The organism is Paenibacillus sp. USHLN196 (assembly GCF_037144955.1).
Taxonomy (GTDB): Bacteria; Bacillota; Bacilli; order Paenibacillales; family Paenibacillaceae; genus Paenibacillus; species Paenibacillus xylanexedens_C.
The window spans coordinates 112567-125434 of the sequence record NZ_JBBCYH010000011.1; the positions used below are offsets into that span (position 1 = coordinate 112567).

A 12868-nucleotide genomic window follows, 5' to 3' on the forward strand; every position below is an offset into this window, starting at 1 on the left:
TATCTGGAGAACGTTCTCTTCAGATCTTCACTTGTATTCTGCTGCCAGAGCTTTTATAGTATTCTAGCGACTCTCGACATGTTTTTTTCGAAAGTTGCCCAATTCGGCGAAAACGTGAATGATGTCGACCTAGGACGAAACGGAGCGAGAACAGGCCATCTTTTTACCTGTTTTTGAGCATTTGAGGATCAGACATTTATGATAGAATAGATAAACATACTTTTGGGGAGAAGGAGATCAGGCTATGCGCATGAAGAATCTGCACCATTATACTGAACATCATCGCTACTGCGTATACAGGGAGTTTGGACTTAGCGCCCTGGATGACCGTATGCTTACAGGAGCATATCAGCCCATGGTAGGTGCTTTTGCGGTTGGCTTGTATCGGCTGTTGTTTCAGCATCTTCCCGGTGAACAGGTCGGTTATTCGCCGCTTGAACAGCAACGGAGGCTGTTCATGACACTTGGCTTGGAGCCAAGTGAGAAAGGGCGTAAATATCTGGTGGAGCAAGCTTCCAAGCTTGAAGCGGTGGGGCTGCTTCAGACTTCACGGTTATATATTCCGGAAAATGATGATTATATCTACGAGTATGAGCTGCAACCGCCGCTCTCTCCGGCAGAATTTTTCCGGACACAGCATTTGACACTGCTGCTTCGTGACAAAATAGGCAAATTCGCCGTCCTTTCCCTGCGTTCGGGTTTCTCCGCAGTGGAAAATGGGGACGCGCCTTATCCGGCAGCCAATAAAGAGAATATTTCCGTACCCTTTTACGATATATTTGAATTGAATACCCATGTGATTGATTACGAATTGGAGCAAGCATTGTCGGAAGTATCGACTACGGCCCAGCGGACAGGCACGAATGATGCAGCGGAAGAAAACAGTTTGAACTATGCCGACATTATTTTGCGTTTTCCGCGGGAGTCGGTTAATCGCCGTCATGTAGAGCAGCTGCGGTTCGATCACGAACAACTGGGCATTGTAAATTATGTAGTGAACAAGTTTAACCTCAGTGTGCAGGATGTATGCCGTCTGTTGGACGAAGATGATATCTTCAGTCCGCAGGGCCAGCTGATTCTGGATGATCTCCAGCATAAGGCGAGCATGCAGTTCAGGCAGACGAAGAAGCGTCATGAGCAACAGACTGTACAGGCAGCCAAGGTCGTGGCATTGAGACAGCATATGGAGGAGCCTGAGCGAAAAGAGGATTCTGGTGAACCACCTGTTGAGCATGGGGTACAGATGGAATACTACGTCGAAGTACCTCCGCAATTTATGACCAAGTGTGATATTCATCAATACAACATGATGCTCCGTAATGAGCCATATACGCGTCTGCTGCAGACGTTCTTCCCAGGTGCAGTACCGGACAATCTGATCGATATATTTGAGAAAATTGATCTGAGTTACAAGTTGCCTGGTGAAGTCATCAATGTATTGATTCATTATTTGATGGCATTGCTTGTATCCGGCGGAGAGCAGCGGATTAACCGTAACTTCGTTGAGGCGATCGCCTCCAACATGTTGCTCAAACAGGTGAACTCCTACGAGAAAGCTGTCCAATATATTCGCGACCAGGCCAAGGTCAAAGGCAAACAGGCTGCTGGTGCAGCTGGAACCCGTACCCGTACATACGGCAAAGGAACCAAAGCCAAGCCCGAAATTCCGATTGTACAAGACATAAGCACCGATGGAGACACCGTATCCGAGGAAGAGTTCGAAGAGATGATGCGATTCGCCCAACAGATGCAGGCGAGTAAGCAAAAAGGCACTTCTTAAATATTTATAATAAAGCCAAAAAGGCGAGTCCCCCGATTAATGGAGACTCGCCTTTTTGCTATATAAGTTGAACTAAAGAAGCGTATTTTATTCGTTCAATCAACTCTTTTCATTATTTCGTAGGATATTTGTCTAATGTAAACCACTGCTGAAATTCTTTTTGTGTGATTTTTTGTATAGGCTTAACTTTTTTGCTTTCTGTATCGTATCTGAAAAGAATCCATTGATCTGAAGGATACTCACTAATGTAATCAATACTTTTTCCGTTCTTATGCCATAATATTAGACCTGTGCTAATGTAGTTGGTTGCCCGAGGGGGATAAACAAAACTATCTTTCTTAGTATCGTATATTGCCAAAGTGCTTTTCTCCGTATTTCCGTAAGAAAATGCAATGTTATCTTCTTTTGGTGACCAATTATATGAGGCTATTGTTTCTATACGTTTACCTGCTTTTTCAAGACGTTCATTTAAAATCGTGTACTTTCCTGTTGTAAGGTTCACGAGAATGAGGTTGCTGCCGGCACTTTTTTCTACTTGGATAGCAATCCATTCATTCGATGGAGATTGAGCAACACTAGTGATATCCAATAATTTAACTTCAAAATCTCTCGTTTGTAGGGTGTGCTTTTCCTTACTATGAGTAACTACAATTGTGTCAATTATGTTTTGCTCAAAGTCGGCAGCAGCATCTTGCTTTAAGGTGTTCGCGGTTATCGTGATGTTGTCACCTTTCCAGACAATTTTATCTTCAAGAGTTCCCTAATAAAGCTATACTCTCCTGCAAACGTTCCACAACCTCTATCGGCATTTCCCTGACCTTAATATCTCGACCTAGGAAAAGCAGCCAATTTGTTATTTCGGCCAACTCATCCGGATGATGAACATTGATGAAAGTCTTTAAAATAGCCGTAGTCTGAAAAGGGTTTGTGTATGAAATTGAGATTTTTAAGGGATGGTATTTTTTGAACTGGGCAATCGATTTTGGACCAAGTTCTAGGACAAGGTTGATGGCTTCTTCCTGCTTGCTTAGTTGTTCTACAATCTTCTTCTTATTTATTCTTTTTTTCTTAGGGTATGGTTTGACATCTGTGAGATTGTCGACAGGAATAATCCGTCTCTTTTCCTCCTCGAGATCAAAGCCTTCAATTTGCCAAGAGCTTTTCTCGCGGTAAAGGTGCAACAAATAGATGGGATAAGACTTTATTTGCCTCGATTCCTCGACGGAAACCATTAAATAGCTGTCCATAAGAATGGTTTGGATCAATTGTTCTAACATAGGATGGGGCAGATCTGACAAATCAAGCAGGTCGGGATTGTGGGGGTTGGTTCCTTCGAACAACAGGGTTTGATTTAACAGAACGAGATCATCTTGCTGGCTTTCCGAGATAAGACCGAGTAATTTTTCCGCTAAAGAATGGCGACTCTTGAGATATGGGAGCTGTTGATTTTTTGTGGCCATGAAGGCAATAAATAGAGCTTTAATCTCATTATCGGTAAAGCGGACAGTCGGCAGGACAGAGTTGTTCATAACAAAATAACCCCCGTCCCTCCCGACCTCGGCGACAAGAGGCATCCCCATTGCTTCAATTTCTCTAATATCTCTAATGGCTGTTGAACGAGAGATGTTAAATTCTCGCATGATTTCAGAAATGGTAAATTGAGCGCGGTTATTGATGTACCGCATGATGATGTTAATCCGTTCAATTTTTTTCATTTGGCCCTCTAAACAGTATCATATTTTGACATGATTTAAAGCTATTATAAACGTATCAAGTGAAATAACAAATCATTTGATCATTTCAAATAAACGAGATCATTGGAGGAATGAAAATGAGTACGATCATCGGTAATGAAAAAATTGCAAAAGAAGAATACCGTCCTATTGGAAGGATGGTCGCTTATTGGGTTGTCACAATAGTACTCGCATTCTCCATTGCATTAAGCGGTATCGGGCAACTGATGAGATATGGGGGGAATGTCGATCTAGTGACCGATATTGGTTTCCCTTTATATGTCACGAACATTCTTGGGGGTTGGAAATTGCTTGGAGTCATCGTGATCGTAGTGCCAGGTTTCCCCCGGCTTAAGGAATGGGCTTATAGCGGTCTCTTTTTTCTCATGACGGGTGCTGCCCTATCCCATGCGTTCGCTAACGATTACGGCGATTACGGATTCCATATTATTCTTCCGCTTTTATATGCCTTGCTTGGCATTGCCTCCTGGGCGCTGCGTCCGAAAAGCCGCAAACTGTAATGGGTAGGGAAATTAACACAAGGCCGTGCATGGCTCCGATAAACAGTATCACATTTTGACACGATTTATAGTTATTATAGACGTATCAAGTGAAAAAACAATTCATTTGATCCATTTCAGAAAAAGGAGTGTTAATCATGGCAGTGTATACCCTTGAAAAAAAAGACAGCTTTATCGTTCTAGGTATTGGCACGGAGCTGAAGAGCGATTACACGGATTATGCAGGTATGAACAAGGAGAAGCAAGACTTTTGGCAATCCGTGGCGCAGGATGGAAGGCTTGACGCTTTAAAGGCCGTCGCTGCGAACGACTACATTTTTGCCGTGAGCGAAGCGATAAATCACAAGATGATGTATTATGCCGGCGTCATGACCGAAGCATCGGTACCAGAAGAACACCGAGTGATCCAATTCCCTGAAGGACAATACCTCGTCGTCAAAGGGGAAGGGAAGACGGCTGATGAGTTGAGTAATAGGCTGACTGGTATTGCCTTTGGTCAAGTCTTGCCAGCAGCCGACGATTTTGCTTATGTTGGCGGGCCCAATGCAACGGTTGAGATGAGGCAGCGAGACGGCCTAGTATATGGGGAAATGTGGATTCCGGTTGTGGAGAAGTAAATGAAATCAGAGGAGGAACGAGGATGTCCCCTATCGTTGGTTTTAAAAATGTGTCCACAGTTGGTCTGGAATCTTCACCCGTAGCAGAAGCGCTTGCTGGTATGCGAGCGAATGAAGCCCGTTACTTTATGAACAAATACAAGCATGAATTTACGGTCGTACCAGCCGGCGAGAGCCAGGAGACGCTTGCGTATGTGAGCCGAATTTTGAAAGAAGAACGTGGTATTGAGTTTGCGGCCAAACCATTGGAAACATCTCACTTTCAAGTGGATAATATTAGATGGGCCTACGTCTTTTATGAAGATGGTCTGGCGGTCAACGTCATGTATACATTGGATAACCCCAAAAAGCGGGCCGTTGGTTTTAAGCTTTCAGAGGGGATGGAAGTGCCTCAAGAGCTGGAAGAAAAGAAGTTTAAATTTGCCAGACAGAAGTCCAAACTGGCTGGGACAATTCGAGGTACGTTCTTTGTGATAAAAGGAGAATATTGAAGCAAACATCACCCATAAGTTCAATTCCATTCCGTTATATTTGAGCGATTTCTTGTACATTTTGCACTACGTATCGAGGCCTTCTCTTAATTGTGTTGGTTCCGTCGGGAGGACATGATGAACTAATCCACCAAGAGTACCTGCCTGCTATGAAGGTACCCTTTTCGCTGATAGACCCGTTAAGCTGAACCCTAATACAACGCTAACGGGAAGCGATAGCACAATAAATTCAAGTGAAGTCAATCGTAATAGTGGTTGGCTTCTTTGACTTTAAAGATTTCATTTAAACTTCCTCTAACTCAAATTGTACATTTTGAATCCCGCAACCGATATTTTTAGTTGCCATGAGTCGAAATTGGAAGCATAAAGTTGCCGTGAGTCCCCATTAGGACGACTTTTCATTAAACTTATTAGAGTGACTTTCAGAGCAAATCTGATCAACCTTTAGTTCCTATCCAATATATATTTGGTGACCAGGATCTAGTTGAACAGTTCTTTTCTTGAATTAACTATCCCCTTTAAATGGGGTTAAGGATTGTCCGATCTTAACCATATACTCTATTGCTTTATCTTTACTGATAACACTGATTGGATTAACATTATTGATTGATTTAATATTCTTCCTTTCAATAAGGATCATATAATTTCTTCCTTCCTTATCATAATTCAATGAATAAAGGAAATGGTTTTCCTTATACTCAGCCTTTGTTTTATCATTTATGGTGATTGTCCTACGCTTGCTAAAATCTGATCGTTTTATTTGTGGATTAACATGAATTCGAACTTTGAGATCTTCACCTACGTATTCCGTTGTTAGAACATCGCCACCACCAAGAATGCGTATACTTTCCAAATATGATTCACTGGGTAACCAAGTTGGTAGTAATACAGGATTTGTGGATGTTAAATTTTGATATTCTATAACTGCTTCACTTAGTGAATCAAAATACGTAATTGGATAGTGAGCTTCCTTATCAACTTTAGGTAATACAGCTTCAGAATAAGCACTAATGGAAGGGATTATCCCTGTTATCCCAAACCCAATAAGGACTAATAAGCATTTCGTCATTAATCTTTTCATAAACATCCTCCTTGCAACTAATCAAACCCTTTGTTTGAGTTATTTATCTGTTTATCTCGACTTTTTATTCAGGGTGCTCAATTCCTGCTAGGAAATTTCCAGTCATAAGCCGATCCGGAGGTAATGCCCAATTTAATCGGCTCAGGTCTCCATAAGTATCACCGATAAGAAGTCAATCACAGCAGGATTAGCCGAATAGGGAATTAATTCATGAACATTCATGTGTTACATATCTAAGATTCAGATACTCTGGAGTTTAAGTTGAGTGGGAATGACGGTGATGAACGGAGAGCAGCCATAAACAGTTCAGTGCATCGAAATGATTTTAACGGCTATAGGGTAGATGATAACTACTTAGAGATAAGAAATAAGCTAACGGGAAACGTTAGCCCAATAAGGCGGCATCGTTTCATACGGTTCTTTAGCAAATGGACCGTCAGATATGACTACTCTTTCTGTCAAGGCGCTTACGCTGGGGTAACAATCCTGACCTGGCAGGAAGATGCGATGGCAGAAGAGCGTATGCAAGACATGAAAGCAGCTATTGAGGTAGGGACCAATTCGAAAACGATGTTATCAAGCTACACGGAATTTGATTTATCGGAAATTCACCTTGCAGTGAAAGTTGTTAGTGCGCCTGAAAAAAAAGGCAACATCGTTTTGAAATTTTAATTGCTACTCCTGCTGCGCTGATAACACCAATTTAATGACTTTGTTACAAGAGGAGTTCCGATTCAAAGTTAGTGGCCAACGTAAGTGAATTGATTATGTATCACGAGAACCATGCCAAGAGTAGACCTGGTTTTGAGGCAAATGATCCTTTTCTTTCACAAGAATCGTGAAGTCAAACGGAACGCGACTGGGTGTTTGTGTTGAGATTTCCAAGTTTTTATAATATGTAACACTTCATATAATAAACAATTCAAAACAAGCCAAACTATAATGGAGAAGCCGAATTTATTTTTATAATGATAAATGCATCATTAATGTCTAATTGTCTAATTGAAATGGTACAATGTTCTTGTTTTATCCGTTTGCTCTCCAGCAAGCGGATATTTTAATTTTACAATCAGGAAGACATATAATAGATCTCATTAGCTAGTAGTTAATTGTGTCATATATAACTGAACCACTTGCGCTGACACAGCCTCGATATCACTGTCTATTTCGTCCAATACGTAAGATTCAAGTACACCCATGGTTGCCATCCCCAAAAACTTCAAAAAAATACGCTTATCGATGATCGGAAGTGTTTCATCATTCAACTTTTTATCAATCTCTCCCATAGTAAAGGACAACAGTTTTTTGCGAAAGGATGAAGCACTGTCACTTTGAAATAAAGCAGCAAAGAATGATTTGTGAAGCTCAAAGTAAGAAAACCACATAAGTGAACCTTCAGTTATGCCGATATCCTTTTTTTGATCACATATTTCTTGCAGTTGTGCGATATGGTCGTCCACCATTTGATCCAACAGATCGTATTTATCAAGATAATGTAGATAAAATGTTTTTCGACCTACATTGGCTTTCTCTGTCAGATGTTTAACTGTGATGTTATCAAACCCTTCCTGAATGATCATTTGCAAAAAAGTTGATTGAATTGCTTGTCTGGACTTTATGATTCTGCGGTCTATTTTATCCATAGCGTCATCCTCCTGTACATTTCTACACATTGTATGTGGTGTGTGTATTAACACACATGTGAAGTGATGTGGTTATTGAATCTAATGCTTGATTATTTTAACCTAAATATACATAAGGCGAATAATACGCACAAGTGTCATAAATAGAAAAGGTGGTTTTATAGATGATAGTAATCCAAAAGAACGTTAAATTCCTAGCGCAGGGTCTGGCTTTAGCTGCAATTCTCCGAATACCTGAGCACGCTGAAGAAAAGAAAGGTAATCCGGCTATTGTCTGTGTTCATCCGGGTAGTAGCTGCAAAGAGCAGACAGCAGGCATCTATGCAGAGAAACTTGCCGAGTTGGGCTATGTGACGATTGTATTTGATGCATCGTATCAGGGAGAAAGTGAAGGCGAGCCTCGTCATGCCGAATACCCGTCCGCTCGTGTGGAAGATATTCGCTCTGCTGTGGATTACCTGACTACTCTGGAATATGTCGATGAGCATCGGATTGGTGTACTGGGGGTATGTGCTGGAGGAGGATATGCAGTACATACTGCAATGACGGAACGACGCATCCAGGCAGTGGCTGCAGTTTCCGTTGCGAACATAGGTCGCGGATATCGTGAAAACGATCCAATTGGAATGTTGGAGCAGGTTGCTCAGCAACGTACGGCTGAGGCACGCGGGGCAGAACCTTTGACTAACCCATGGATTCCTGGAAGCCACGAAGAAAGAGAAGCAGCAGGGATGAATGAACTTGATATTAAACAAGCAGTGGATTACTACCGCACATCCAGAGGTCAGCATCCGAACTCACCTAACCGTTTGAAATTTACAAGTGTAGATTCCATTATTGCCTTTGACGCGTTTCATCTGGCAGACTCTTTGTTAACCCAACCTTTGCAGATCATTGTCGGTAGTATACAGGGAGCGTTTGGTTCTTACCATGATGGTCATGATCTGTATCAACGTGCAGCCTCGGAACATAAAGATCTGTTTATTGTAGAAGGAGCCAGTCATTATGACTTGTACGATAAGACTGAACCAGTGAAGAAAGCTGTTGACAGATTGGACGCTTTCTATAAAAAGTATCTTTAATGCGCTTTACGGACAACCCTCAGACAATAGACTATGATTTCAGCGCATGAATGTAAGAGACTATACTGATCTCCCTAAGAGGCACTCCGTCATCATTCATGGGAATAAATTTGTCTAAGAAAAGAAAATCCAATTCAATACCAAGATAAAATACAAGTTACAGGCGACCTGAGCTCCGAACAATTCGGAATTTGAGCCGCCTGAAACTTGTTTGCTTTAATGTGCATTTATTGACTTAGCGAGAGTATCTTCATAATCAAGTTCAATCTTCATGACGTCTGCCATTGTTTGTACAAACGGTTTCTTCTGGGGCTGGACTTAGAGACGTTTTGTACATTAACATAGATGGAGTGAGTCAATGATCGGTACAATAATGTACCGTTTTTTTGTGTCCAGGGAGAATGTTTTTAAAATGGTACCTGATAGGTGATGAATTTCCGGAATTTCATTCTCTTAGAGATGAGCTTCTGGTTAACATCGGGGGGGGGGGAGCGGGTGAGAAACTATTTGACTCCAATGTTAAGACATTGTCTTACGAAGATGTGGCCTTGTCTGAAAAGGAAGATCAATATCCGGTTTTATTCTATTCTCATGGTGCAGGCGCTTACCCGCAGCAAGGCACGTTGTACTGTCAAGACCTGGCTAGCTCCGGCTATATTGTCGTATCCATTGGCCACGCGGAAAGTGGTATGTATAAACTCAAGGATGGACGAGTAGCTAGGATGTCAGAGAGATTCATCGATGATTTAAATAAATATGGACAAAAATTCGCCACGCTAATTACGCCACTTATGCCACTTATGCCTCAAATTGTGGCAGAAAAGCTCGAGAAAGAAAAAGCCATTGAGATCTCTCGTACATTGACTTCGGCCCCTGCAACAGTCAATTTTTCAAAATATGCTGTGTTACAGAGTGAGGATGTTAGACATATCGCAGACCATCTATACAAAATGAATAGTGGTGACATGGAATTGATTTTTAAAGGTAGATTGCACCTTAAAATCAATCGGTATGGGGATGTTTGGACATTCGTTTGGAGGAACGACAGCGACTATTGTTACCCGAGACGATGACCGATTTGTCGGCGGTGTAAATCTTGACGGTAATATGATAGGTGCCCTGGACAGCGATCTTAAGAAACCCTTCATGCAGCTCAGTACTGCGCTTGCTTATAATACGAACGCATTTCTTCTTGAAACCAACAGTCAGGAAACATACTTCGTCATTATTGACAATGTGACTCACGGTGACTTTTCCGACGCCTTGTTTGCCTTCACGAATGAGGCTTCCAGAGGAACCCGGGACGCCATGGAACAGCGCAACATTATTACCTCTTGAAAATTGTCCTGAAGTTGTCAATAGAAGTATTGATTGGGCGGACGAATGGCAATACATTAGATTACTAGAAGTGACACGAGAGGTAGCTCCAGAATTACTAAATGTATTTATTGATCGAGGATTATTCTCAGAAAATGATGAAATTCTTGAAACAGCAGAGTATTTTAGGAGCAAGCAGAACTGAAGCTGGATGCATATAACATATATAACATTGGGCCAACACTTGCATCTCGATCATTTAGATAAGGTTTATAAATCAATTTGCTGAACTAACGGGAAACGTTAGCTCAATAAACACAGGTGAAGTCAATCGTAATAGTGGTTGGCTTTTTTGACTTTAAAGATTTCATTTATACTTTCTCTAACTCAAATTGTGCATTTTGAATCCCGCAATCGATATTTTTAGTTGCCATGAGTCGAAATTGGAAGCATAAAGTTGCCGTGAGTCCCCATTAGGACGACTTTTCCTTCAACTAACGGGCAGGTTAGTTGAAGGAGGAGTTTCAAACTTCTCATAGAAGGTTTTTTAACTAGAGGTTCCAAAGAAGGAGGTAACGGGTAGGAATATGATAAAAAATGATGACGAGTTCGAGAGTTTATTATCAAAGAGGAATTCAGGTAAAGTTACATACGGTATAGAATTAAAAAATAATATTGAGAAAGGAAGTATATTGGAGGCATTTTTGACACGAATGGGCCATAATGCAGATAAGATAGAGGGTAACTGGAGAATGGTTGATAAAGATTATGCTAAAAAAATTTTAATTTATGTTCTTTCAAAAAACATGACCCATGATATTGATTTGAAGACAAAACCGATGGCAAATGAATTAAGTGAATATTTTTTAGATCAATTTCAGAAAGAAGCCATTTTCTATACAAACGCAAGGTTTGACTCGAAATCTGGTTACTTTAAGCTCTACTCTTGGACAACGATAACTAACTCACATTGGCATACGTTTGATACGGGAATAGTTGCAGTGGACAATATAAATATTGGAATCCTATGGGCAACAGACCCTTTATAAGTGGATTTAAGACTGATTAATGATGAGCCATATCTAAATTCATGTTCAACTAACAGGCATATCTGAGAACAAGCACTTTTAAGAATAATTTCGGCACCGATCAAATTCTAAACGTGCTCATAGACAACAAAAAAACTAAAACTTTAAACTAAACTTAAACTTGGTCGATACTTCACCTTAAACCTGGAATCATATGATGTTCCAATATGATAATCAAATGAACAACACATGATTGGAAAGGCAGGTGTTTCGAATACTTGGTGTGGAAAATCTGCTGTTAAAAGAATTCAGATAGCAAATAAAAAGGGGGATTGCGGTTTTTCGGATCCCACTGGAGCCGGAAAACAACAATGTTTTCAGTGAGCCTGTATATCAAGCGGAAGAAATTTAAATGCAATGCACCGTATGTGCTCTAATAGGTCATTTCAAGACGAGAAAATATGGATGGGAGAAAAATACTACGTGAGTGTCAAAAAGAAAAATAAGATTCTAACCATCTTTAAGAGACTGCTTCTGTTCATGTTGTCCGCTGTGATCGTCTGGATTGGCTTTCATCATATCATGAAGCTGGTAGAACATTATAAATACCCGGCAAGAGGGCAGTATATCCAAATTGAGGATAAACGGATGCATGTCTACACAAAAGGTAACGGACCAAAAACCATTGTATTATTAACCGGACTGGGAACAGCGTCACCTGTGCTAGATTTTGAGCCTTTAATGAATGAAATGTCCAAGCATAACAGAGTTGTCGCCATAGAGCCATTCGGCTATGGCTGGAGTGATATGACGGATAAGAATAGAACGGTGGAGCACATCGTTGAGGAACTAAGAAGTGCGTTGCAGCAATTAAATATAAAAGGACCATATGTATTAATGCCGCATTCAATTTCCGGAATTTACAGTATGTACTATGCTCATGAGTATCCTGAGGAAGTTGAAGCGGTTGTAGGAATAGATGCGACGCTACCGGCGGCCCTTGCCTATTTCAATGAATCCCCTCCGACTATGCCGCGTTATATGAGATATGCGGCGCCCATCGGATTAACTAGACTCGTGATATCCTTGAATAGTAGTGGTTATCTTCCCCTTGACAGTGAGGGTACTTACTCGGAAGAGAATTTAGCAATCACAAAAGCCATGACGGCATGGAACGGTTACAATAATAATGTTGTTCAAGAGGCAAATGAACTGGGTGATAATGTGAAAAAAACTGCTCGTATGTCATTCCCCTCAGATCTGCCCGTATTATTTTTTACAAGAGACGATGGCAGGGAGAGTAGGGACGGGAGATCAAAATTTACTTTTTTACAAACACAGCTTACGAATAATCCTTTAAGTACAATCATTCCTTTAAAAGGTCATCATTACCTTCATTGGACCAAATACAAGGAGATAAGTGAAGCTGCCCTGAATTTCATGGAAGATATTAAAGATAAGGAATAACAATAGTTCTATCATTACGATAAAATCGGTATTTGCAACACGATAAATGGATATATACTCACAATAAAAAACTGAATATTCTTTCTGAATTTTCAAATATTATAAAAA

At 40.8% G+C, this 12868-nt stretch carries 14 protein-coding genes; 10 read left to right on the forward strand and 4 right to left on the reverse strand.

The window, feature by feature from the left end; translation table 11 throughout:
- Nucleotides 1-244: 244 nt before the first annotated feature.
- Nucleotides 245-1780, forward strand: coding sequence for a helicase DnaB (locus tag WFI24_RS24090; protein WP_336764620.1), 1536 nt, complete (start codon nucleotides 245-247; stop codon nucleotides 1778-1780).
- A 112-nt stretch (nucleotides 1781-1892) separates the two neighbouring features.
- Here WFI24_RS24090 and WFI24_RS24095 read toward each other — a convergent pair whose 3' ends face one another.
- Entirely contained in the window at nucleotides 1893-2369 is a 477-nt protein-coding gene (locus WFI24_RS24095) for a hypothetical protein (RefSeq protein ID WP_336764621.1), read from the reverse strand.
- 160 nt (nucleotides 2370-2529) lie between these two features.
- The gene (locus tag WFI24_RS24100; protein WP_336764622.1) at nucleotides 2530-3495 is read right to left on the reverse strand and encodes a helix-turn-helix transcriptional regulator; all 966 of its coding nucleotides are present in this window, start codon (nucleotides 3493-3495) and stop codon (nucleotides 2530-2532) included.
- A 116-nt stretch (nucleotides 3496-3611) separates the two neighbouring features.
- Between WFI24_RS24100 and WFI24_RS24105 the strand changes: the two genes are divergently transcribed.
- From WFI24_RS24105 to WFI24_RS24115, 3 genes are all read left to right on the forward strand, one after another.
- Nucleotides 3612-4034, forward strand: a complete 423-nt coding sequence (locus WFI24_RS24105) for a DoxX family protein (RefSeq protein WP_336764623.1) — start codon at nucleotides 3612-3614, stop codon at nucleotides 4032-4034.
- A 137-nt stretch (nucleotides 4035-4171) separates the two neighbouring features.
- The gene (locus tag WFI24_RS24110; RefSeq protein WP_336764624.1) at nucleotides 4172-4651 is read left to right on the forward strand and encodes a GyrI-like domain-containing protein; all 480 of its coding nucleotides are present in this window, start codon (nucleotides 4172-4174) and stop codon (nucleotides 4649-4651) included.
- A 23-nt stretch (nucleotides 4652-4674) separates the two neighbouring features.
- Complete coding sequence (locus tag WFI24_RS24115; protein WP_336764625.1) at nucleotides 4675-5142, forward strand: phage tail protein; 468 nt, start codon at nucleotides 4675-4677, stop codon at nucleotides 5140-5142.
- 505 nt (nucleotides 5143-5647) lie between these two features.
- Here WFI24_RS24115 and WFI24_RS24120 read toward each other — a convergent pair.
- Nucleotides 5648-6223: a hypothetical protein gene (locus WFI24_RS24120; RefSeq protein WP_336764626.1), complete on the reverse strand. Its 576-nt coding sequence runs from the start codon at nucleotides 6221-6223 to the stop codon at nucleotides 5648-5650.
- A gap of 507 nt (nucleotides 6224-6730) precedes the next feature.
- On the opposite strand from WFI24_RS24120, the gene WFI24_RS24125 reads away from it, so the two are divergent.
- The gene (locus WFI24_RS24125) at nucleotides 6731-6895 is read left to right on the forward strand and encodes a hypothetical protein (RefSeq protein WP_157284412.1); all 165 of its coding nucleotides are present in this window, start codon (nucleotides 6731-6733) and stop codon (nucleotides 6893-6895) included.
- 422 nt (nucleotides 6896-7317) lie between these two features.
- Here WFI24_RS24125 and WFI24_RS24130 read toward each other — a convergent pair whose 3' ends face one another.
- Nucleotides 7318-7866: a TetR/AcrR family transcriptional regulator gene (locus WFI24_RS24130; RefSeq protein WP_336764627.1), complete on the reverse strand. Its 549-nt coding sequence runs from the start codon at nucleotides 7864-7866 to the stop codon at nucleotides 7318-7320.
- Nucleotides 7867-8030: 164 nt separating this feature from the next.
- On the opposite strand from WFI24_RS24130, the gene WFI24_RS24135 reads away from it, so the two are divergent.
- From WFI24_RS24135 to WFI24_RS24155, 5 genes are all read left to right on the forward strand, one after another.
- Nucleotides 8031-8948 carry an alpha/beta hydrolase gene (locus WFI24_RS24135; protein WP_336764628.1) on the forward strand — a complete coding sequence of 306 codons (918 nt, stop codon included), beginning with the start codon at nucleotides 8031-8033 and terminating at the stop codon, nucleotides 8946-8948.
- A 401-nt stretch (nucleotides 8949-9349) separates the two neighbouring features.
- Nucleotides 9350-10021: an alpha/beta hydrolase gene (locus tag WFI24_RS24140; protein ID WP_336764629.1), complete on the forward strand. Its 672-nt coding sequence runs from the start codon at nucleotides 9350-9352 to the stop codon at nucleotides 10019-10021.
- A complete protein-coding gene (locus WFI24_RS24145; RefSeq protein WP_336764630.1) occupies nucleotides 9966-10286 on the forward strand; it encodes a hypothetical protein in 321 nt (106 codons plus the stop codon). Before WFI24_RS24140 ends, WFI24_RS24145 begins: the two co-directional genes overlap by 56 nt.
- A 566-nt stretch (nucleotides 10287-10852) precedes the next feature.
- The gene (locus tag WFI24_RS24150) at nucleotides 10853-11314 is read left to right on the forward strand and encodes a hypothetical protein (RefSeq protein WP_336764631.1); all 462 of its coding nucleotides are present in this window, start codon (nucleotides 10853-10855) and stop codon (nucleotides 11312-11314) included.
- 462 nt (nucleotides 11315-11776) lie between these two features.
- Nucleotides 11777-12760: an alpha/beta fold hydrolase gene (locus tag WFI24_RS24155; RefSeq protein ID WP_336764632.1), complete on the forward strand. Its 984-nt coding sequence runs from the start codon at nucleotides 11777-11779 to the stop codon at nucleotides 12758-12760.
- Nucleotides 12761-12868: the final 108 nt, after the last annotated feature.